Source organism: Litoribaculum gwangyangense (assembly GCF_039543505.1).
Classification (GTDB): Bacteria; Bacteroidota; Bacteroidia; order Flavobacteriales; family Flavobacteriaceae; genus Litoribaculum; species Litoribaculum gwangyangense.
Genome location: NZ_BAABJW010000001.1, coordinates 1,084,649 through 1,106,848, shown reverse-complemented (window position 1 = coordinate 1,106,848; position 22,200 = coordinate 1,084,649). Strand labels below are relative to the sequence as shown.

The following is a 22,200-nucleotide window of genomic DNA, read 5'->3' as shown; positions in this document are numbered from 1 at the left end:
GGGTTATTAATAATTTTTTATTCTTTAATTAATTTTTTAGTTGCTTTTCCCTTTTCGGTGTTAATATTTATAAAGTATAATCCAGATTTTAAATCATCTATACTGTAGTTCTCAACATTAGACTTAAAAGTTTTAACCGTTTTTCCCAGAATGTCTATTACGCCTACATTGTTGACAATTTCTTTGGTTTCAATGTAAAAACTTGTTTTTGTTGGATTGGGATAAAGTTTAAAAGCTTGATTTTCAAAATCCTTTGCACTTAATGAACCACAAATAGTTTGCCCACCATCTATAATTGTCCATCCATCATTGTTTATTATATTCGTTCTTTGTGAAGCGGAATTACAATATTGACTGAAACCTCCATGAAAATTAACATTGGCTTGTAAGTTCAGTGCATCCCAAGCTATTAAAGTATCATCATAATTAATGGTAGATAATGTTACGTTTAAAAACATGTTGGTCATATTATTTACATTGCTTACATCCCAAGTTCCCAATGATTGGTCAAAAGAGGTGGCGCCACTAAACATATTAGACATGTTTGTAACGTTACTCACATTCCAATTATCCATAGGTTGATTATAAGAGGTGGCCCTATCGAACATACCTGACATGTTTGTTACATTACTAACATTCCATGATCCCAAACGTCTATTAAAAGAACTGGCCCTTTCAAACATTCTTGGCATTTGGGTAACAGCGCTTACGTTCCAATTGTTTAAGGGTTGGTTAAAATTTTGTGCTAAGATGAACATAAATGACATGTCTGTAACTGCACTAACATCCCATGTTTCTATAGGTTGATTGAATGCAATAGCTCCTTCAAACATACCTCGCATATTAGTAACACTGCTTACGTTCCAATTGTTTAATGGTTGATTAAAATTTGTAGAAGCGAACATGTTAAACATATTGGTAACATTAGACACGTTCCAACTATTTAAAGATTGGTTAAATGATGTAGCATAAGCAAACATAAAGCTCATGTCTGTAACGCTACTAACATTCCAATTATCTATAGGTTGATTAAAAGCAAAACAACCATAGAACATATTATTCATAAAAGTCACGCTACTTACATTCCAATTATTTAAGGGTTGATTAAAAGATGTAGCCCCATTAAACATATTGTTCATAAATATTACATTACTCACGTTCCAAGAATTTAATGGCTGATTATAGGGTGTTTCTAAGAACATTCCAGACATACCTGTAATAGTACTTACATCCCAATGATCTATGGATTGATTAAATGATGAGCACCGCCAAAACATTAAGCTTAAATCGGTTACATTAGTTAAATCTGGTGCATCTGTGGCATTAACCACCAAATTACTGCAGCCTTGAAATGCCCTATGAAAAGACGTCCAAGCTATATTGCCCCAATTTTCAACAGACAAGAGTTGATTTTTACTGCCCGTATTATTAAAATATATCCTTGGAAAACTACCTCGGATAGCAACTGTATGAACTCCAGCATTGGGATAGTTGTGAGTTATATTACCAGTAATTCCAATATCATCAAAAATGCCATCGTTTTCCCAATCAACATCATAATTGTAACCACCTCCTGTTGTTGGAATAATTACTGATGCTCCAGGTGTTGCTGTACTCCAAGTTGTAATAAAATGGTTTTGAGAAAATGTACTAAGTGATATGAATAGTACTATTGAAAAAAGTAAAAGTTTCTTCATCATAAATAGGTTTTAAAAGTTCTCTGTAAAAGTAACTGAGAGAACAAAGAGCTGTACTACCCAAACGGGTAGAATTATAACCTATTCATTTTTAATGAATTACAAAAGATTTTCTTTATTGGCTTTTTGGACTGCTTCAATATTGGAGTTTACCTGAAGCTTGATGTAGATATTTTTTAGATGAAACTTTATGGTGTTTTTACTAATAAAAAGTTTATCAGCAATTCCATCATAACTATTCCCCTCGGATAAAAGCGTGAGTACTTCTTTTTCTCTTTGTGAGAGCTCAATTTTACTGGGTTGCTTTTGAAAGGAACTCACCACCATTTTAGCGATTTTTATACTCATGGGAGCACCACCATTTACGACTTCATTGAGCGACTCAACAATATCTTCAGGTGAGACGTTTTTGGTTAAGTAACCCATCGCGCCAGCGCACAAGGCATCAAAAACCATACTGGAGTTTTCATATACTGTTACCATAATAATAGAACAATTGGGCATTATTTTTTTTATTTGTTTGGTGCCTTCAACACCATTAATCCCTGGTAAATCTATATCGACTAAAAAAATATCTGGATTATCGTATTTTAGATTTTCAATGGCATCTTCACAATTGTGGTAAACATTCACCACTTTAAAGTTTTCGGTGGTATTTATAACCTCCGCAAACCCTTCACTTAGAGGGATATTATCTTCTATAATGACTACTTTATGTTTAAGGTCTAGCATTTATGTTGTCTTTCCTTTAAAAATGATTTTTGTGCCTTCTTTTTCTTTGGTTTCAATGTGCAAAAAACCTCCAATTTTATGTGCTCTTTCTTTCATATTTGATAAGCCATTGCTTGAGTTTAAATCTTGCTGTGCAATACCAATACCATTATCCGTACACATAATCTCCAATTCGTTTTTTTTGTAAATAAATTTAAGAGAAACATAATTACATCTCGCATATTTAAGAGCATTGGTCATCGCTTCTTTAAATATATAAATAAGTTGTTTGCTCCAATAATAAGGTAACTTGTCATTAACATCAATATGCTTTTCCAATTCGAATTTAATGTTGGTTTTACTAAAATAATTTTCCCCAAAATCGGATAAATAGGTTACTAATTCCTCAACAAAATCACTGTTTTCTTTGAGTGAAAATATAAAATCTCGCGTACCCAAATACAAGTCGTTGGCATCATCGGTTATTTGTTTGACTTTAGACCTTAATTTTTCTTCTTTATTGGACACTTCTTTATTTACAAGACTGGATAATAGAGAAATTCTAGCCAGCCTATTACCCAAATCGTCATGAAAATCCTGGGCAATGTTTTCTCTCACCGCTGTAAGTTCTTTTTCTAGAGCTACTTGTTTTTCATAAGCTTCTTTTAATGCTTGGTTTTTTTGTTTGGTTCTTTTTAATTGAAATATGGTTCCAATAAATAATATGAGTACAATGACCAAGGATGCTATCACTAACCAAACGCCTTGTCTTTTAATTTTTGCATCTTTCAACTCGGTTTTATATTTGGTTTCCAATTCATTTATGACCTCTACACGTTCTCTATTCATAATGCTATCCTTCATTTTTGCATAGGTTTTAAATGCTGAATATGCCTTATCTAACCTATCCGATTGTTCGTATAGATCGGAGGCGTCTAAATATTCCATCATGACACCCACTATATCATTAGATTTGTCAATAGCCATAACGGTATCCATCCATTTAACGGCCTCTTCTTTTTCCCCTAGATCCAAATGATCCCATGCCTTTGAAAGATAGAGACCACTTAAGTTTTTATCGCCTTTAATCTGTTTGGCATAAAAAATGGCTGTATCTATGTATTGTAAAGCCTTATCCAATTCGCCTTTATGATATGAAAATGATTCGAAGGCTCGATATAACTTCGCCAATTCGTCATAATTCTTATACTTAAAAGCTCCTACTTTAGCTTTTTTGGCAAAAGCAAACCCAGAGTCAATTAAGGTTTTTCTACCAGTTGTTGTGTATTTATTTTCATATTCATATGCTAACCATCTGTAATTGACTATAGATTCTAAACTTTCCTTTTGGTTAAAAATTAACTTTTGTGCGCGTTTTATATAATCCCAATTTTTAAGGTCTTCGTCCATTCTAGTAAATAAATGAACAATCTGTTTTATGGCTTCAATTTCTTTATTTGGATCGTTTAATCGCTCAGCCTCTTTTAAACATTTAAATGCAAACTCCGATAATTTTTCGTAGTTGTTTAATGCTTTATAATAATCCGCCTTTTGGATATATATATTAAACAAAAATTCATCTTTGCAATCAATCTCACTTAAGATGTTTTCAAGTTTATTAATTACTTTAAAAGCTGATTCAAATTTCTTTTGATGGATAAATAATTTTAGTTCGAGTTCTAAACCTTTAAATTCACAGGATTTGTTTTTTGATAACTTGAGTACTTTACTAGTATCAAACACTTCTAACGAATCTCTTGTATTTACCCAATCAAAATTTTCATTAACTAAATCACAACTACACATACTTTGAGCCTCAGTAAGACTCATTATTAAAAGCATAAATGTGGTAATTGCTATTCGCATTACGAGATGTTTACAAAAACCTAAAAGTACGAAAACCATCAAAAGAAAAAACCTACCCGTTTGGGTAGGTTTGAATAAATTGGTGCTATTAAAAAACCTGTCTCAAATTCATGAAACAGGTCTTATTTTTTATACTTATATTATTATAAGTAAAGTTAAATATTTACACAAGCATCGTTACCGGGTTTTCAATATAACCTTTTAATGTTTGAAGGAATTGAGCTCCAGTAGCACCATCAACGGTTCTGTGGTCACAGGCCAAAGATAGCTTCATGGTATTACCAACCACAATTTGTCCGTTTTTAACCACGGGTTTTTGAACAATATTTCCAACAGAAAGAATCGCTGAATTTGGTTGATTGATTATGGATGTAAAGGTATCGATACCAAACATGCCTAAGTTGGAAACCGTAAAGGTACTCCCTTCCATTTCGGCAGGAGTTAATTTTTTATTTCTAGCCTTTCCAGCCAGTTCTTTAACAGCTGCACCAATTTGTGGAAGTGTTTGCTCATTGGCAAATTTAACCACTGGCACCACCAATCCATCAGGAACTGCTACTGCTACTCCAATATGCACATGGTTATTTAAGCGCATTTTATCTGGAAACCATTGTGAATTAACCTGAGGGTGTTGCTTTAAAGCTAAAGCACATGCCTTAACAACCATGTCGTTATATGATATTTTAGTATCAGGGATGGTATTAAATTGCTCACGGAAAGCGATGGCATTATCCATATCAAACTCCACACTTAAATAATAATGTGGCGCCGTAAACTTAGAGTTGGTTAAGGCTTTAGCAATGGCTTTGCGCATTTGCGAGTTTGGAACATCCTCAAAATCTTCTTGACCAGCAGGAACAAATTTACCAACAGATGCTGTTGCTGAAGGCGTGTAATTTTCTATATCACGTTTTATAATGCGTCCGTGTTCACCAGAGCCTTGTAATTGAGTTAAGTTGATACCTTTTTCTTCAGCTAGTTTTTTTGCCAACGGCGATATAAATAAGCGTCCATTTGACGTTACAGGTGTTGTTGTTGGTGCACTTGGTTTAGATTCTGTTTTAACTTCAGTTGGAGCTTCTTTAGGCGCCTCAGTTTTAGTTTCAACTTTTGGGGTTTCTTCTTTTTTTGAAGAAGAAGAGGCTTTAAAATTAGCGGCAACTCCAGAAACATCGGTTCCAGCAGGTCCTATAATAGCTAATAAAGAATCTACCTTGGCCGATTCACCTTCTTGCAAACCTATTTGTAATAACGTACCGGATTGAAAGGATTCAAACTCCATGGTGGCTTTATCGGTTTCAATCTCAGCCAAAATATCACCTTCCTCAACTTTGTCCCCTACTTTCTTTAACCAAGTTGCTACGGTTCCTTCCTCCATGGTATCACTCAGGCGAGGCATCGTTACAACAATAACACCTTCTGGTAATTCTTGAGATTCTTTTGAAGTTTCAACTTTATTGGACGCTTCAACTTTGTTTTGGCTATTGTTATCTTTTTTATCTTCTTTTTTATCTTCTGATGAAGAATTCCCTCCACCATTTAACAAGGCAGAAATATCCTCTCCTTCGTCACCTATAATGGCTAAAAGTTCGTCTACCTTGGTAGTTTCTCCTTCTTGCACACCTATATGAAGCAGGGTTCCTTCATTAAAAGATTCAAACTCCATAGTGGCTTTATCGGTCTCTATTTCAGCTAAAATATCGCCTTCTTCAACCTTGTCACCTACTTTTTTTAACCAAGTTGCTACGGTTCCTTCTTCCATGGTGTCGCTTAAACGCGGCATGTTTACTACTATAGCCATAGTTTATAATTTATGTTGAATAAATGGATAATCTTCTTGTTCGTAAACCACATCGTACATGACATTCTTTTCTGGGAACGGTGATTCTTCGGCAAACTTTTCACACTCAGATACCAAATCTTTCACGCGCTTATCTATCACCTTAATATCCGCTTCTGTAGCATATTTTTTCTCAAGAATAATATCCTTAACCTGAGTAATCGGGTCAATTTTTTGATATTCTGCTACTTCCTCTTTGGTTCTATAATGTTGGGCATCACTCATAGAATGACCTCTATAACGATACGTTTTAAGTTCTAAAAATGTTGGTCCATCCCCTCTTCGCGCTCTTTGTATCGCTTCATCAAAAGCTTCAGCTGCCTTAACAGGATTCATTCCGTCTACTGGTCCACAAGGCATTTCATAACCTAGACCTAGTTTCCAAATTTCAGTATGGTTAGCCGTTCTTTCTACTGAAGTACCCATGGCATACCCATTATTTTCACAAACAAATACAACTGGTAGTTTCCAAAGCATTGCCAAATTGAATGACTCATGCAGAGATCCTTGTCTTGCAGCACCATCACCAAAACAACATAAAGTTACAGCATCGCTTCCATGATACTTATCTCCAAATGCAATTCCTGCACCTAAAGGAATTTGACCTCCAACGATGCCATGGCCTCCATAAAAGCGGTGTTCTTTAGAGAATATATGCATGGAACCGCCCAAACCTTGTGATGTGCCTGTTGCTTTTCCATATAACTCAGCCATCACTCGTCTTGGGTCTACTCCCATACCAATAGGCTGTACGTGATTTCTATAAGCGGTTATCATTTTATCTTTAGTCAAATCCATGGCATGTAAAGCACCTGCCAGTACGGCTTCTTGACCATTATACAAGTGAAGAAATCCTCTTACTTTTTGTTGGATATATACTGCAGCTAGTTTATCTTCAAACTTTCTCCAGAATAACATGTCTTCATACCATTTTAGGTAAACCTCTTTTGTTATTTTTTGCATCAGTTGCGTTAATTTAATAAACGAGTAACAAAAGTAACACTTTACTCATTAATGGAAAAACTGAAAATAGTAATTTTTTATATGAGATTGTTATAATACAGATTTATCAAAAATCAAGGGTAATAAATTTGATAATGAGAGAGATTTGGCAACTTTTCCCGTTTCTCCCATAAAATAAATTTCTATGGGCATCTCTTGTTTTATTTCATATTCTGCAATGGCTTGTCTGCATGCACCACAAGGAGGAATTGGCTTTTTTGTTTGGTTTTTTTGTGAACCTGCTGAAATTGCCATACGAATAATTTTGGCCTGTGGAAATTGAGAACCCGCGTAATAAATAGCCGTACGCTCTGCGCATAAACCAGATGGATACGAGGCATTTTCTTGATTATTACCCGTTATAATTTCGCCATTATCTAAAAGTAAGGCAGCCCCAACATGAAATTTAGAATATGGGGCATAAGCATTTTCTCTGGCCTCTACAGCTTTTTGCATTAATTTGAAAGCATCCAACGGAAGCTCATGTGCATTATCAAAAATAAATAATGTGCATTCTATTTTTATTTCCTTCATATTCAAATGTATTCAATAAATTTATTAAACAAAAAAACTATTGCTGTTCACAATAGTTTTTTTGTTTAATTTTTATTTCTACTTACTAGTATTCGTTATACTCTCCCGCTCCAATATTAAACGTGAGCGAAAAACGTAAGGTGTTTTCTAGAGGACTTTGTATTCTTGATGCCGAAAACAAATAAGATAAATCAATATTAACTACATTAGCTTTAAAACCAGCACCCAGAGCTAAAAATTTTCTGGCACCTTTTTCTTCACTTTCATTAAAATAACCTGCTCTAAAAGCAAAGGAATCTTGGTATAAATATTCTGCACTTAACGCCCATGTAAACTCTTTTAACTCTTCACTAAAACCGTCAGGAGCATCACCAAATGATTGGAAAATACCAGATAAGAAATTCACATCCTGAGGCTTACCACCAATAATAACATCTTCTTGAACTAAATCATCTAAATCATCAACATTTTCTTCATAGGTTCCATTACCATTATTATCGGTAAAATTATATAAATCGCCAAATGCTGGAGGAGTTGGCACCAAAAGTTTTGTTACCTCAGCGGTAACAGAAATCTTATTATAATCATCAAATATAAAATCAAAACCCGCACCTAGACGTAGGTTGGTAGGTTGAAAATTCTCTGAACCATCTTCAGTATATTTGAACTTTGGACCTAAGTTTTGAATGGCGAATCCTGCTCTCCAACGTCCGTTAAAATCAGAATAGGCTTCTTCCTCACTTTGATAATAACCAGAAATATCTACACCAAATGTGCTAGCTCCGTCAGTATTTCCACTTCCATCATCAAGTCTCAAATCTGATACTAAATATCGCATCGCCACAGACATGGCAAATTGATCTGACAAACGTAAAGCATAAGAGGCATCAATTGTGAACTCATTAGGTCTTTGTATTAATGCTTCTGAAAATTCATCATTAACAAACTCGATATCACCTAAGGAAAAGTATTTTAAACTCGCTGCAAAGGCACTTCGCTCATCAATTCTGTTAAAATAAGTTAGATTTCCTAGGAAAATATCGTTTACCAATTTACTCAAGTAAGGTGTGTAACTCACTCCAAAACCAGACTTAGTTTCAGAAAAAACATATTTAGATGAGTTCCATTGTTGAGAAAAAGCATCTACAGATGTGGCAACGCCCATATCTCCCAAAGCGGCCGCACGTGCATCTGGTGCAATTAAAACAAACGGAAGACCAGTGGTTATCACTCTAGGATTATTATCAGGAATAATTGTTGTTGTTTGAGCATTAACTCTTACAATAAAAGCTAAAGCTATTAATATTAATATTTTATTCTTCATGAATTAGTTTTAATTTAACAAATATAAATTTTTATTAGAGTATTACAAGTTTTTCAATTTTCTCAACGGTTTTATTTAACAAGGCGGAATGTACTTTTAACTTATAAATATATACACCTTTTCCTATTTTATCCCCAAAATCATCTCTACCATCCCAAATCATGTCTCTTGAAAGAGAACTAGTTGTTTTAATACCACCTGTTGTTTGTCCGTTTATGGTTTTTATAAGCTTACCTGATACAGTGAATATCTGTATAGAAACGTCTAAAGGTTCCGAACTATTGTGATTGAACCAAAATTCTGTGTAATTAACAAACGGATTTGGGTAATTCAACACGTTATTTATAACTAAATTTTGGTCTTTATCGAATACAATGAATTGAATTTCTGAGATGGAGGAATTGTTGTAAACATCCCATGCCTTGAGGGTTAAGGTATGCAAACCAGGTTCTAAATCCCTGAAAGGAAAACTTACGGTTCCCTTTGTATAATCATCAACATCGGTTTGATAATAATCATTTAATATGAAAGGATTGGTTTCATCTCCATCAAGTATGGCAACAATATCGTGCCCAATACCACTTGCCGTATTGATACCATTTAAATCTTCTAATTTAGCTAACAATGTAGGTTGTTCATTGGTAATACCACCTGAAACAAAATTTTCATCGTTCATATATAAAGATATGATTGGCCCAGTATTATCCTCGGCTGCATTTTCATTAATACCGCCAATTTTAAGAGTATTTATACTTGCTCCTGTTTGATCTGAAGTTAATGCTTCATCTTTGGAATAGAAACTTATCTTTCCAAAACCAACGGGTATTCCTATGTCTTTTGGAACTACAAAATCGAATTCAAATTGTCCATTTTTCACTGTGGCCTGCCCTCTAAATATAACCACCCCCAAAGTATTGAAATTGAGTTTTACGAGTTGGCCATTCAAACGCGTTCCATCATTGGCAAGCGTTTCCCTGCTTATTGGTTTATCGTAAATAGTAGTTGAAAGTGTGCCATTGTAGTTTGATAAAAGATTACCTGAAACATCTGTTACCTCTCCTGCCAATTTCACATAGCTTAAAGCTTTCAAAGTATCTGTTGATTGCCCTATTGGCACATCATTAATTTGCGTTAACCTAATGTTTGGTTTTGAAAATGCTAATTTCATGGCTGGATCGCCTATAAAGAACATGAGACGTTTTTGACTTGAACCAGCGATTAAAGGGTCAATTTTTGACAACCTTAAAGCTTCTGCCATGGTAGGGTAATCATAATCACCAAAATTATCATTATCACTATAAGAAAACAAATATTGTCCTAAAATACTATTAAAATCAACCGCCAATTGCACAAAAATTTGTCTTGTGGTTGTAATTAAACCAATAGCTCCAGCTTGTTTATTCCAATACGTAAATTCTCCCGCCGTTTGCCTAAAAGGATTGTCAAACCTCGTGAATTCACATGTCACCGTCACGAAACAGTTTAGCTTACAAAAATTGCGAAATCCATCAATATCTGGTTTAAGCAAAATTCGCTCTTCGGCCAACCCATCTTCACCACCATGCCCAAAATAATTGACAACTAAAGCACCATTATCAACTGCATTTACAATTTCGGTTGTTACAGCTGGATACCTATCACCTCCGGCTGAGGATTCTTGTTGAAAGGCGTCCGAATGGATTTTAACTACATTTATAAATGGTTTTTCTTGACTTACCAAATTACCCACGATATCTGTAGTTTCTTGAAGTTTTCCTTCCCAGTCTTGGTCAACATCATCAGAAATAACTACAAAATTATTGCGCCAGCTTCCAAAAGATTCTTTACTATAATAAGATTCTATTTTATCGACTAGTTCCTTGGCACGTTGTGGCGTGTCTGCTAGAATTCTCCCAATAGCAATATCAAGTCTATCACTAATGGCCATCGTCCCTTCATTGTCGTCCATCATACCATAAAAATCATCCGATACGAAGGAGGTTGTCAAATTAAAACTATTATAGGCATGCCACGAAGGAACTATATTCGTGTTATTTGGTATTCTATCCTTATAATCAAAAGAACCATCACCAAACAAACACAAATATTTTATTCGATTTTCAGGGACACTTGCATTATCGTATACATATTTCACAAGATTTCTAATAGCACCAATATCTTGGTTACCAGAGCTAAACTCGTTATAAATCTCATCCAATCCAACCACTTTTACATGTAATCCATATTGATCGGTATTGATTTGAGCTAAGCGTTGTGCTTGGAATAGCATATTGTTTGGTGCTACAATAAGGTAATCTATATCTTGAAATTGACCTTGATTATTGTTAAATATAGTTCCTTTTATATTTTGATTGTTTACCACCGTTTTTGAGTCTGCTTTTGGCTCAAAATAATCTTGAGGTGTTAGTGCTACATAGGTTTTTAAACTACCTAAGGTTGAAGTAAAACTTAAATTGGCATTTTGTGATTCATTAACAAAATTGGTAACGTTATAAATATCCGTAACATCCCATATTTCTGATATTCTTGTGGCATTAGAAATATTATATTGTCCAATACCAGAGACAGATTGAACTTGACTGTTTTTAAATTGAAATTGCTTATTGTTAAAATTTAAGGCTCGCTTTGCTTTTATGGATATATAATCTAAGTAACCTAGTGTGCTTGGATTTCCTAAATTATCGAAATTTAGCCCAACGGTTATTTTCGATGAATTGACATTTACACTACTATTAAAGGAAGCTCCACCAGCAAAAGTTGGCCTAGTTACACCAAAAATGGTTAATGTGGCAGTTGGCTCTTCATTTACCGTGATTCCAAATGCACTGTTGTTGGATGAGACTGCTGCTACAACAACGTTTAAATTAATTGGTTCCGATGTAATCAAATCTGGAAAATCAAATTCAAAGGTTTTTTTATTTTCAACATCAAATCTTTCACCAAACCATCGTCTTCCTAGGGACAATAAATTATACCGATCAATCTCATGGAATTTATAATCTTCAAAGGTATCGATAACCAAATCAACATTTCCTGTAGGCTGAACAAATGGTTGAATTCGTTTCCCATTACCGGAGCTAACATTAATATAATAGTAGGTTTTATCAGTATAACAATTGATATGTGTTAAACTTTCGGTACTAAAAACTTTGGGCCCTTGCGCATAAAATAAGATGTAATCTTCATTATTAAAAACTCCATCTTCTTCTCCTACAAATTTTATTGCATTTTCTGGCACATCATAAGGATATGCTACAGCATTTGAGAACGGAATCATTTCTCCTCCATGACCATACAACTTAATGGTTCTCGGATCTACATTATTAACATTAATACCTAAACGTTGCAAAAAACCTTTGGTTAATTTAAAAACACCTGTTGTATCGACGTAAAACCTATACCAATCGCCAGATCTTAAAACCGAGTTAGAGAACAACTTACTACCAAAATTTTTTCTGCTAACAGATGTTCTATTTGTATTGATTCCGTTTTTATAATTAATTTGAAAAGATGTTACCTTTTTAAAGGTACCATTAGCCTCCTTTATAATTGGTGATAGTTGAAAATTGGTGTATTGTTTATTTCTGGAAACCGAATTTTTTAAACTAAATACTAACTTGTTAGGCAAGCTATTTATATCCAAATCCTTTAAATCGGCTTTGTTAATAGTACTGTAAGAAACATTGCTTACGGTAATTGAAGATTCATCAATAAAACTTTTGGTTTCCCATTGATCCACAAATAATAATCCATCATTAAAATCATAGATGAAATATTCTTTGTTAAATGATGGTATCTCTATTGAGAAACTATCACCAGAAAGCACTTTTGAATCATTCCAAACAATAGTATATTTTTTTTGTTGGCCATATATTACTATTGAAAACAGAAACAGTAATAATAAAATTTTCTTTTTCATCACTAGATAAACGTCATTAACAACATGTTATTATCAAAAAAATAACAATTTTAAAAACTGGTACAAAAATACAATAATAAATTAGTAAAACATACGTTAATACAAGACAAAACAATGGTGTAAAACAGCAAAAACATCGTTGTATGGTTCAAAAAATAGGGTGAAATACACTTTTTTTTGGTTAAAATGCAAAAAATAGCTTGCTTTGTAATGTTTAATTCTTATATTGCAGCACCAAAAATATTATTAGCTTACTTAAAAGTATGGATATGAAAAAAGTAGTAGCAATCAAGATTTTCCTAGTTTTGGCTATAATGGTTAGTTCAACTAGTTGTAAAAAATCTTCGAGTTCAAAAAATAGCTCTAGAGCTACAGGATGGGACATCAACTCTAGAGAAGGTGGTTTTCAGTACAACACTGACTTCAAAGAACAAGAAACTTCCCCTGGTTTAGTGTTCATAGAAGGTGGTACGTTCACCAAAGGCCGTGTACAGGATGATGTGATGCATGATTGGAACAATAGTCCAAATCAACAACACGTGCAATCCTTCTATATGGATGAAACTGAAGTGACCAATGCCATGTATATGGAGTATTTAGATTGGATAAAACGTGTTTACCCACCATCTGATGAAAATTTTAGGGCCATTTATCATGGAGCTTTACCAGACACTTTAGTTTGGAGAAATCGCTTAGGTTTCAATGAAGTAATGACGGAAAACTATTTGCGTCACCCTGGTTATGGTGAGTACCCCGTTGTTGGTGTAAGTTGGATTCAAGCAGTTGAGTTTGCCAACTGGCGCTCAGACCGTGTTAATGAATACAATTTAGAAAAAGCTGGTTACTTAAAGCGCGATGCCAAAGTTATCGACGTTAATGCTGAGCAAACTTTTAGCACAGATACTTACATTAACGCTCCAACCTTAACTTATGGAGGCAATGAAGAAGTTATTAATCCCGAAAAAGGCGGGAATAAAAGATTTGTTAGAACGGATGCCGATGGTAATGAAACCAATATTTATGCAACCCGTGAAACTGGTATAATTTCCCCAAAATATAGACTCCCAACCGAAACTGAATGGGAATATGCTGCTTTAGGCTTGAGTGAAATTAGAAGTTATAACCTATACCGTGGACGTAAAAAATATCCATGGGATGGACAGTATACACGTTCAGGGAAACGTAAAACCAGAGGTGACCAAAAAGCCAACTTTAAACAAGGAAAAGGTGATTATGGTGGAATCGCTGGATGGTCTGACGATGGTGCTGATATTACAAACGCCGTAAAATCCTATGAGCCTAACGATTATGGATTATATGATATGGCTGGTAATGTGGCTGAATGGGTAGCAGATGTTTATAGACCCATTGTAGATGATGAGTTTAACGACTTTAACTATTACCGAGGCAACGTTTACACAAAAAATGCACTAAATGAAGATGGCACTGTAAAAGTTGTTACACCTGATGATATAGTTTACGACACCTTGTCTAACGGAAAAGTAATAGCTAGAAACTTACCTGGTGAAATATTACAAGTTCCTGTTGATGAGAATGAAACTTATTTAAGAACAAACTTTGATAAGAGTAATGAGATAAACTTTAGAGATGGTGACAGACGTTCTTCTAGATACTTTGAAAGCTTTGGTGATGAGGAAACTGATGGCAAAAAGGAAAGTGAAACTAGAAAGATGTATAACTCTCCTAAACACACTATAACTAGAGATTCTTTAGGAAACATTATAAGAGAATACGATAAAGGCAATAACAGAACATCCTTAATAAACGATGAAGTTAGAGTATATAAAGGTGGTTCTTGGAAAGACAGAGAGTATTGGTTAGATCCAGCTCAAAGACGTTACTTCCCACAAGACATGGCTACAGATTATATTGGATTTAGATGCGCTATGTCCCGTGTAGGTTCAAAAAGTAAAGTTAAAAACAAAACAAAAAATTAACTAGTTTTATAATAATAATTAAAAAGTCCTAGCTTTAGTTAGGACTTTTTTTATACATTTAATTTTACTTAAAGTCATATATCCTGTGAAAATAGAAGATATCCATCAACTCTTTTTAGAATGTCGTTCGGTTTGCACCGATACTAGAAAAATACAGAAAAACGATTTGTTTTTTGCGCTTAAAGGCGATCATTTTAACGGTAATTCCTATGCTGAAAAAGCTATTGAGTTAGGGGCAAAATATGCCATTGTTGATGAAGAAGAATTTGACATATCTTCCAAAACCATTCTGGTTAGTAATGCTTTGGAGACCCTTCAAAGGCTGGCTACATTCCATAGAAATTATTTAAAAACACCTATAATAGCACTTACAGGAAGTAACGGAAAAACCACTACAAAAGAATTAATCAATGCTGTGTTATTACAAAAATTTATGACTACTGCAACCATTGGCAATTTAAACAACCACATTGGCGTACCTTTAACATTGCTTTCCATGAACAAAAATACTGAAATTGGCATTGTTGAAATGGGGGCAAACCATCAAAAAGAAATTGAATTTTTATGTTCCATTGCGCAACCAGATTTTGGATTGATAACTAACTATGGAAAAGCACACCTGGAGGGTTTTGGTGGCGTTGAAGGTGTTATAAAAGGAAAAAGCGAGATGTATAATTTTCTAATCAATAATAATAAAAATATTTTCATAAACGGTAACGATGCCATACAAGTTGATAAAACTAAAAACGGAAATACTTTTAGTTTCGGAAATTCAAAAGAAGATATCGTCATTAACTTTATAGAAGCTAATCCATTTGTAAAATGTAATTATGAAGGTGAGACAATACAGAGTCAACTTATTGGAGATTACAATTTCACAAATATTGCTTATGCTATCGCTGTAGGTAGTTATTTCAAAGTTGAAACAAAAGCCATAAAAAATGCAATTGAAAATTATATACCCAATAATAACCGTTCACAAATAATTAGTAAAAATTCCAACAAAATAATACTTGACGCCTATAATGCTAACCCTTCAAGTATGCAAGCCGCTTTGTTAAACTTTGAAAAACAAACGGGATATAAAGTAGCCATTTTAGGCGATATGTTTGAATTGGGAGATGATGCCGTCGTAGAACACCAAAATATTGTTGATTTAGGAATTTCATTGAACATAGAAAAGCTTATTTTTATTGGTGAAAATTTCCATGGCTCAAAAATACATTCTAACAAAACTAGCAAATATCCTTCGTTTGAAAGCTTTAAAAAAAGTTCTGAAATTTTAGAGTTAAAAAATTCTAACATTCTGATAAAAGGATCTAGAGGTATGGCTTTGGAAAGGGTTCTAGATTTATTCGAGTGAAAAATATTTTTTTTAATTAATGAAATTTTTAAAATGCCTCAAAAGAGTATTGTGACAAATCGCAAAAAAATCAATGTTTTTAAATTATTCGTAAAAAAAAGTGCCTAAAAAGAATTCTTTCTAATTAGGCACAATTTTAATTCTCCCTAAGAACTAATTAATAGCAAATCAAAATTGGCAATAATTATAATACTTTACAATACTCAAATTGAGTATTTTTTGGTTTATTATGAAATTATTTATTACAGTATAAAATAATCATGAGTCTTCATCATACCAATAAGCTCCCCTGTTGACTTGATATTCAGTTTCTTTAAGATATTCCGCCTATGGGTATCTACCGTATTGACGCTAATATTCAACTTTTCCGCTATCTCTTTACTAGATTTATTCAAAACCAATAGTCTAACAATATCACGCTCTCTATTAGTAATGCCATCAGACAATAACTTTTGAGAAAAATTGTTGAAGTATTTAGTTTCATACTCGTTATTATCATTTAATAATTTGGCGGTTGCGGAAACTGGTAACTTAATTTTGGAATGTAAAACCGTATAGTGTGCCAATCCAATTATGGGCTTATCATTATTATCAAACTCTAGAGGTGTTGTATTCTGAATAACATTTAAATAAACTCCTTGTGCATTTTTAATCCTGTAATTCCAAGTATAACTCATTTTAGATCTTTCCTCTACCAATATATTAGACAAGGTAAATTTCATAAGTTCGTTAAGTGCCTGAAGCCATGGCTCAATATCATCAGGATGCATCCTGCTCCAAAAATAATTCATGCCTTTACTTTTCATAACGTCATAATCTAAACCTAAACATGAGGACATGTTTTTACTAATGTATTCAAAGGATAAGCTTTGAGTATTCGTGATGCAGAAAAAAGTAGAGCTATAAGGTAAATAAGCATCTAACTCAACAATTTTTTTAATATGGTCTTCTAAAGAGGAATTATAATAAGATTCGAATATTTCCTTGTAGGAAGATTTTATATTTTCTAAAATCATAACTTTTTTTAAGTATAAATATAAAGAAAATAGAACTCTGAAGAAATTTTTAATTTGTGGGTCATACTGGATTCGAACCAGTGACTTCTACCCTGTCAAGGTAACACTCTGAACCAACTGAGTTAATGACCCTTTTTTTATTAAATTTACTGCTAAACAAAGATAATAAAATGAAAAATCCTAAAGTAAAAAACCTTAGGATTTTGTGGGCGCAGAGGGATTCGAACCCCCGACCCCTTGGGTGTAAACCAAGTGCTCTGAACCAACTGAGCTATGCGCCCTCTAAATTGGATTGCAAATATAACCTAGTTTTTAATATTGCAAAAACTTTTTCAATAAAAAATTAAATTATTTCAGCCACAACAAAAGTACTACCTCCAACAAAAACAAAATCATTTGTTTTTGAATTTTCTACTGCTGTTTTATAAGCTTCATTAACTGAATTGTAAGCCTCTCCTTTTAGACCATATTCATTAAAAACACGTTTTAGCTCATTGGCATTTAAACCACGTGGAATACCTGGTTTACAAAAATAGTAAGTCGCCCTTTTTGGCAATAAATCGATTATGGTGTCTAAATCCTTATCATTTACAACACCAAAAACCATATGAAGTTTGTCGAAAACTTGCTCAGATAGCTGTTTCATTACATAAACCAATCCCTCTCTATTGTGACCCGTATCGCAAACTACCTGAGGGTTTTCCTGTAAAACTTGCCAGCGACCCAATAAACCAGTATTTTTTTTAACCTTTAACAACCCTTTTTCAAGGTGTTTTTGTGAAATTCTATATCCTCTTTTTCGAAGAATTTTTATGGCTTGTATAACAGTTCTAATATTTTTTTCTTGGTAAGTTCCTTTTAAATCTGACTTGTAAACTTCGGAAATATTTTTGTCAGCAAATACAATTTCAGAATTGTTTTTTTTAGCCAAATCATTAAAAACTGAAGAAGTTTCCTTTTGAGTTTCTCCAATGATAACGGGAATATTTGGTTTTATAATCCCACCCTTTTCGAAAGCTATGGCCTCTAAGGTATTCCCTAAAAATTGGGTGTGATCTAAACCAATATTAGTTATAACAGAAACTTCTGGGGTAATAATATTGGTGGAATCCAAACGCCCTCCCATACCAACTTCAATAACGGCAATATCCACGTTCTGTTTTGAAAAATATTCGAAAGCCATACCAACCGTCATTTCAAAAAAGGACAATTGATTGGCTTCAAAAAAAGCTTTATTACGTTTTATAAAACCCATTACAAATTGCTTACTGACTTCTTTTCCGTTAAGCTTTATTCGTTCCCTGAAATCTTTTAAATGTGGTGAGGTATATAATCCAACTTTATAACCGGATTCTTGAAGAATGGATGCCAACATGTGGCTAGTGGAGCCTTTACCATTGGTTCCTGTAACATGTATGGATTTAAAATGATTCTCTGGATAATTAAGATGTTTAGCTAACTTAATTGTATTGGTAAGGTCTTTTCTGAAAGCGGTTTTACCTTGATTTTGATACATTGGTAATTGCGAAAACATCCAATTAAAAGTATCCTGATACGTCATTTTTTACTGACCCAATTTGAAGTTAACTTTAACAAAACCTATTTGTTTTGAAGGTGCATTGAAATCTGCTGGCCATTTGTGGGATAAAGCTATTTTTTTTGCTGGCTCCAATAAACATGATGCCGTATTGGTAGTTCCTTTTACACCCGGGACTGCTTCAATAACGTTTCCATTTTGGTTTACAACGATTCTAACAATCACCATCCCAGATTCGTTACAATCCTGTTTTAAAGTTTGATAAGTAGCGCGTCCTCTGCCGTTTAAACCATAACCAACCCCTCCACTACCTGAGCCTTGACCACCAAAGTAACTTGGGGCATAGGGGTTGCCATCTAGCTGCCCTTTATCTCCTACTTTATCATCATTACCTTCGCTACCGCTAGAAGTGCCATCGGATTTGCTTACACCCCCTATTAGAGCATCCAATTTTTTCTTTTTTTCTTCTTGCTCCCTCTTTTCTTTAGCAATTCTATCAGCCTCTGCTTTGGCTTTCGCATCAGCAATAGCCTTGGCTTTTGCTTCAGCTTCTTTTTGTTTTTTGATAGCTATTTCCTCTGCATTTTCAGCGGTTAACACTTCTTCTTTAACTTCCGAGGATGTTGTGGGTTCTGCTTTTGCAGCTTCAGGCTGTGGGATTTCATTCACTTCTTGCGGAGTAGACTTTACAGGTTCTTTAGGCTGTACATTGCCTTTCCCAAAATCGGTATTTCCAAAATTTACGGCCACCCCAAATTCCTCAGGTGGATCCATATAAGTGGTACCAACTACAAACAGTAGAAGCAACAATATTACAGTAATCAAAGCTGTTAATTTTGCTGAATTTCTTTCATGTTTGGTTTGTAAGTATTTCATTAATTGGGCTTTACCGCTAAAATCACCTTAAACTTGTTTCGGTTGGCTATGTCCATAACCTTCACTACATTTTCTACCGGCACTGATTTTTCTGCTCTTAAAATGATGGTTGGTTTTTCTTGTGAAGATAATGCTGCCAATAGTTCATTTTCAAGAACACTTTCACCAACGCGTCTTTGATCAATATAATAAGTCAAATCTTTTTTGATACTTACAGCGACAGACTTTTTATTCTCGGTTTTTCCACTTGCTTTTGGCAATAATATATCAATAGCATTAGTAGTTACAAGAGTAGAAGCAATCATAAAAAATATAAGAAGTAAAAATACAATATCCGTCATAGACGACATATTGAATTCTGGCGTTACTTTATTTCTTCCTCTAAAATTCATATTATGTTGGTTCGTTTAAGTGATCTAGAAACTCCAATGAATTTGCTTCCATTTGGTAAATCACCTTATCTGTTTTTACTACTAAATGGTTATAAGCCATGTATGCTACTATACCAACTATTAAACCTGCAACTGTAGTGGTCATAGCAGTATATAAACCTCCAGCCAAAACATCCATTTGTATAGAACCACCAGCATTTGCTAGTTCAAAAATGGCTAATATCATTCCAATTACTGTACCAAGAAATCCTATCATGGGTGCTGCACCAGAAATGGTTGCCAAAATACTAACATTTTTTTCTAATCCGTAAATCTCCAAACGTCCTGCATTTTCAATAGCTGTATTAATATCGGCAAGGGGTTTCCCAATTCGTGAAATGCCTTTTCCTATCAATCTTGATACTGGAGAATTTACTTGAGCACAAAGCATTTGTGCAGAATCAATTTTACCATTACTGACATGGTCTTTAATTTGATTCATGAAATTAGCGTCTACATTGGAGGCTGCTTTTATAGCAAAAATACGCTCAAAATAAATATAAATCGCAGCAACCAACAACAAAAACAGAACCGCTATGATGACTTGTCCTGCGGCACCGCCACTACTTATTAATTCTATTATAGAGATTGTTTTTTCAACAGATTCTCCATCCGTTAAAACTTCTGCACCTTCTTGGGTGTTCTGTAATAATGTATTTAGCATATAATATTAATTTATTGCAACTGTATAACGTATCTTTTGTTTATAAAGTATATTAAAATAATGTTCTTGTTACCATAAATGCTGCGGCACCCACTAAAAAACCGATTAAAGCCAACCATGAAATCTTTTTTAAGTACCAGAAAAAGTCTATTTTTTCCATACCCATAGCCACAACTCCAGCCGCAGAACCAATGATTAACATACTACCGCCAGTACCTGCAGAATAAGCTATAAAGTGCCATAATTCGTTATCCATAGGTTCATGAAACATCCCCAAACTTGCTGCCACTAGGGGCACATTATCAATAACTGCCGAACCAACACCAAGTAACAAAATAACCAAATCTGAAACACCACCATTGGGTTCATAAGAATAATGCATTTCAGTTCCTAACATGGGCATAATTTCCTGCAAAGATTCAGCAAATCCAAATAGAATACCCAAAGATTCCAAAGCTGCAACTGCCATTAATATCCCTAAGAAAAATAAGATACTTGGCAGTTCAATTTTTGAAAGGGAATGATGCACAGGGCTATGTTGAGCATGGGCATCACTTTCTTCTGCATCATGAACCGACATACTAAATTTTGAACTACTGTAAATTTCAGCAAAAATAGCAACAACTCCTAATGATAACATCATACCAACATAAGGTGGTAAATGTGTAATCATTTTAAATATTGGCACAAAAACAATCGCTCCCAAACCAAGATACAACATGGTACCACTAAACTTGGATTTCTTTTCCTCTTTTTCTTCGTCAACATCTAATTCTCCTTTAAATATTGGCAAAAATGACGCTATAAAGGATGGTACAGCCATACACAATAAGGATGGGATAAATAAATAGCCTATCAAATGACCCGTTGAAACCTTTTTGCCAATCCATAACATGGTAGTTGTTACATCTCCAATAGGAGACCAAGCACCTCCGGCATTTGCTGCGATAATAATTAAACCTGCGTACCAAAGACGAACATCTCTGTCTTTTACTATTTTTTGGAGGATGGAAATAAGCACTATAGTTGCTGTTAGGTTGTCAATAATAGCCGATAAAATAAATGCCAATATTGAAAAAATCCATAGTATCTTGGTTTTCTTTTTGGTTTTAACAAAATCTTTTATTGTTGAAAAGCCATCGAAATAGTCAATAATCTCAACGATGGTCATAGCTCCTAAGAGAAATACTAAAATTTCAGCCGTTTTACCTAAATGATGCAACAACGTTTCCTCCATAAGATGCATTTTCTCCTCTGCTCCCATGGAACCAAAGCCTTCTAAAAGGGCGTGATTAGCTGAATCAAACCATTGAGGGAAACTTTCTAAACCTAAAGCTATTAAGGCCCAACAAATAGCCATCATAACCAATGCTGGAATAAGTTTATCTATTTTTATACTATGTTCTATGGTAATGGCTAGATAACCCATTACAAATACCAAAATAATTGCTGCTTCCATAAA

Annotated in this window: 16 protein-coding genes and 2 tRNA genes; 2 read left to right on the top strand and 16 right to left on the bottom strand. The window is 34.0% G+C overall.

What is annotated here, in order from left to right:
* Positions 1-17: 17 nt before the first annotated feature.
* The 8 genes from ABD963_RS04985 to porU form a co-directional block, all read right to left on the bottom strand.
* Complete coding sequence (locus ABD963_RS04985; RefSeq protein WP_345275837.1) at positions 18-1,700, bottom strand: BspA family leucine-rich repeat surface protein; 1,683 nt, start codon at positions 1,698-1,700, stop codon at positions 18-20.
* A 96-nt stretch (positions 1,701-1,796) separates the two neighbouring features.
* Positions 1,797-2,429, bottom strand: coding sequence for a response regulator (locus ABD963_RS04980; protein WP_345275836.1), 633 nt, complete (start codon positions 2,427-2,429; stop codon positions 1,797-1,799).
* Positions 2,430-4,274 carry a tetratricopeptide repeat-containing sensor histidine kinase gene (locus tag ABD963_RS04975; protein ID WP_345275835.1) on the bottom strand — a complete coding sequence of 615 codons (1,845 nt, stop codon included), beginning with the start codon at positions 4,272-4,274 and terminating at the stop codon, positions 2,430-2,432.
* A gap of 163 nt (positions 4,275-4,437) precedes the next feature.
* Entirely contained in the window at positions 4,438-6,075 is a 1,638-nt protein-coding gene (locus tag ABD963_RS04970; protein ID WP_345275834.1) for a pyruvate dehydrogenase complex dihydrolipoamide acetyltransferase, read from the bottom strand.
* Positions 6,076-6,078: 3 nt separating this feature from the next.
* On the bottom strand, positions 6,079-7,077 hold the full coding sequence (gene pdhA / locus ABD963_RS04965; RefSeq protein ID WP_345275833.1) for a pyruvate dehydrogenase (acetyl-transferring) E1 component subunit alpha: 999 nt from the start codon (positions 7,075-7,077) through the stop codon (positions 6,079-6,081).
* Between the two features lie 90 nt (positions 7,078-7,167).
* A complete protein-coding gene (cdd, locus tag ABD963_RS04960; RefSeq protein ID WP_345275832.1) occupies positions 7,168-7,650 on the bottom strand; it encodes a cytidine deaminase in 483 nt (160 codons plus the stop codon).
* An 85-nt stretch (positions 7,651-7,735) separates the two neighbouring features.
* The gene (gene porV / locus ABD963_RS04955) at positions 7,736-8,974 is read right to left on the bottom strand and encodes a type IX secretion system outer membrane channel protein PorV (RefSeq protein ID WP_345275831.1); all 1,239 of its coding nucleotides are present in this window, start codon (positions 8,972-8,974) and stop codon (positions 7,736-7,738) included.
* Between the two features lie 34 nt (positions 8,975-9,008).
* Positions 9,009-12,893: a type IX secretion system sortase PorU gene (gene porU, locus ABD963_RS04950; protein ID WP_345275830.1), complete on the bottom strand. Its 3,885-nt coding sequence runs from the start codon at positions 12,891-12,893 to the stop codon at positions 9,009-9,011.
* 263 nt (positions 12,894-13,156) lie between these two features.
* Here porU and gldJ point away from each other — a divergent pair, with 263 nt between their 5' ends.
* Positions 13,157-14,851: a gliding motility lipoprotein GldJ gene (gene gldJ, locus ABD963_RS04945; RefSeq protein ID WP_345275829.1), complete on the top strand. Its 1,695-nt coding sequence runs from the start codon at positions 13,157-13,159 to the stop codon at positions 14,849-14,851.
* A gap of 85 nt (positions 14,852-14,936) precedes the next feature.
* Positions 14,937-16,214, top strand: a complete 1,278-nt coding sequence (locus ABD963_RS04940) for a UDP-N-acetylmuramoyl-tripeptide--D-alanyl-D-alanine ligase (RefSeq protein WP_345275828.1) — start codon at positions 14,937-14,939, stop codon at positions 16,212-16,214.
* 242 nt (positions 16,215-16,456) lie between these two features.
* Here the strand turns inward: ABD963_RS04940 and ABD963_RS04935 are convergent, their stop codons facing one another.
* From ABD963_RS04935 to nhaD, 8 genes are all read right to left on the bottom strand, one after another.
* A complete protein-coding gene (locus ABD963_RS04935; RefSeq protein ID WP_345275827.1) occupies positions 16,457-17,230 on the bottom strand; it encodes a LuxR C-terminal-related transcriptional regulator in 774 nt (257 codons plus the stop codon).
* A gap of 57 nt (positions 17,231-17,287) precedes the next feature.
* Positions 17,288-17,362: transfer RNA gene (locus ABD963_RS04930), tRNA-Val, on the bottom strand.
* Between the two features lie 74 nt (positions 17,363-17,436).
* Positions 17,437-17,511: transfer RNA gene (locus tag ABD963_RS04925), tRNA-Val, on the bottom strand.
* A 62-nt stretch (positions 17,512-17,573) separates the two neighbouring features.
* The gene (locus ABD963_RS04920) at positions 17,574-18,791 is read right to left on the bottom strand and encodes a bifunctional folylpolyglutamate synthase/dihydrofolate synthase (protein ID WP_345275826.1); all 1,218 of its coding nucleotides are present in this window, start codon (positions 18,789-18,791) and stop codon (positions 17,574-17,576) included.
* Between the two features lie 3 nt (positions 18,792-18,794).
* On the bottom strand, positions 18,795-19,643 hold the full coding sequence (locus ABD963_RS04915) for an energy transducer TonB (protein WP_345275825.1): 849 nt from the start codon (positions 19,641-19,643) through the stop codon (positions 18,795-18,797).
* Complete coding sequence (locus ABD963_RS04910; RefSeq protein WP_345275824.1) at positions 19,643-20,035, bottom strand: ExbD/TolR family protein; 393 nt, start codon at positions 20,033-20,035, stop codon at positions 19,643-19,645. The genes ABD963_RS04915 and ABD963_RS04910 overlap by 1 nt, the downstream gene beginning before the upstream one ends.
* A gap of 1 nt (position 20,036) precedes the next feature.
* On the bottom strand, positions 20,037-20,738 hold the full coding sequence (locus tag ABD963_RS04905; RefSeq protein WP_345275823.1) for a MotA/TolQ/ExbB proton channel family protein: 702 nt from the start codon (positions 20,736-20,738) through the stop codon (positions 20,037-20,039).
* 52 nt (positions 20,739-20,790) lie between these two features.
* Positions 20,791-22,197, bottom strand: coding sequence for a sodium:proton antiporter NhaD (nhaD, locus tag ABD963_RS04900; protein ID WP_345275822.1), 1,407 nt, complete (start codon positions 22,195-22,197; stop codon positions 20,791-20,793).
* Positions 22,198-22,200 lie beyond the last annotated feature (3 nt).

What these genes read in the sequence shown, in the direction of transcription:
- porV (WP_345275831.1), bottom strand. Translation starts at nt 8,974, where the DNA reads ATGAAGAATAAAATATTAATATTAATAGCTTTAGCTTTTATTGTAAGA.
- ABD963_RS04910 (WP_345275824.1), bottom strand. Translation starts at nt 20,035, where the DNA reads ATGAATTTTAGAGGAAGAAATAAAGTAACGCCAGAATTCAATATGTCG.
- pdhA (WP_345275833.1), bottom strand. Translation starts at nt 7,077, where the DNA reads ATGCAAAAAATAACAAAAGAGGTTTACCTAAAATGGTATGAAGACATG.
- ABD963_RS04970 (WP_345275834.1), bottom strand. Translation starts at nt 6,075, where the DNA reads ATGGCTATAGTAGTAAACATGCCGCGTTTAAGCGACACCATGGAAGAA.
- nhaD (WP_345275822.1), bottom strand. Translation starts at nt 22,197, where the DNA reads ATGGAAGCAGCAATTATTTTGGTATTTGTAATGGGTTATCTAGCCATT.
- ABD963_RS04980 (WP_345275836.1), bottom strand. Translation starts at nt 2,429, where the DNA reads ATGCTAGACCTTAAACATAAAGTAGTCATTATAGAAGATAATATCCCT.
- cdd (WP_345275832.1), bottom strand. Translation starts at nt 7,650, where the DNA reads ATGAAGGAAATAAAAATAGAATGCACATTATTTATTTTTGATAATGCA.
- gldJ (WP_345275829.1), top strand. Translation starts at nt 13,157, where the DNA reads ATGGATATGAAAAAAGTAGTAGCAATCAAGATTTTCCTAGTTTTGGCT.
- ABD963_RS04915 (WP_345275825.1), bottom strand. Translation starts at nt 19,643, where the DNA reads ATGAAATACTTACAAACCAAACATGAAAGAAATTCAGCAAAATTAACA.
- porU (WP_345275830.1), bottom strand. Translation starts at nt 12,893, where the DNA reads ATGAAAAAGAAAATTTTATTATTACTGTTTCTGTTTTCAATAGTAATA.
- ABD963_RS04920 (WP_345275826.1), bottom strand. Translation starts at nt 18,791, where the DNA reads ATGACGTATCAGGATACTTTTAATTGGATGTTTTCGCAATTACCAATG.
- ABD963_RS04975 (WP_345275835.1), bottom strand. Translation starts at nt 4,274, where the DNA reads ATGCGAATAGCAATTACCACATTTATGCTTTTAATAATGAGTCTTACT.
- ABD963_RS04905 (WP_345275823.1), bottom strand. Translation starts at nt 20,738, where the DNA reads ATGCTAAATACATTATTACAGAACACCCAAGAAGGTGCAGAAGTTTTA.
- ABD963_RS04985 (WP_345275837.1), bottom strand. Translation starts at nt 1,700, where the DNA reads ATGATGAAGAAACTTTTACTTTTTTCAATAGTACTATTCATATCACTT.
- ABD963_RS04935 (WP_345275827.1), bottom strand. Translation starts at nt 17,230, where the DNA reads ATGATTTTAGAAAATATAAAATCTTCCTACAAGGAAATATTCGAATCT.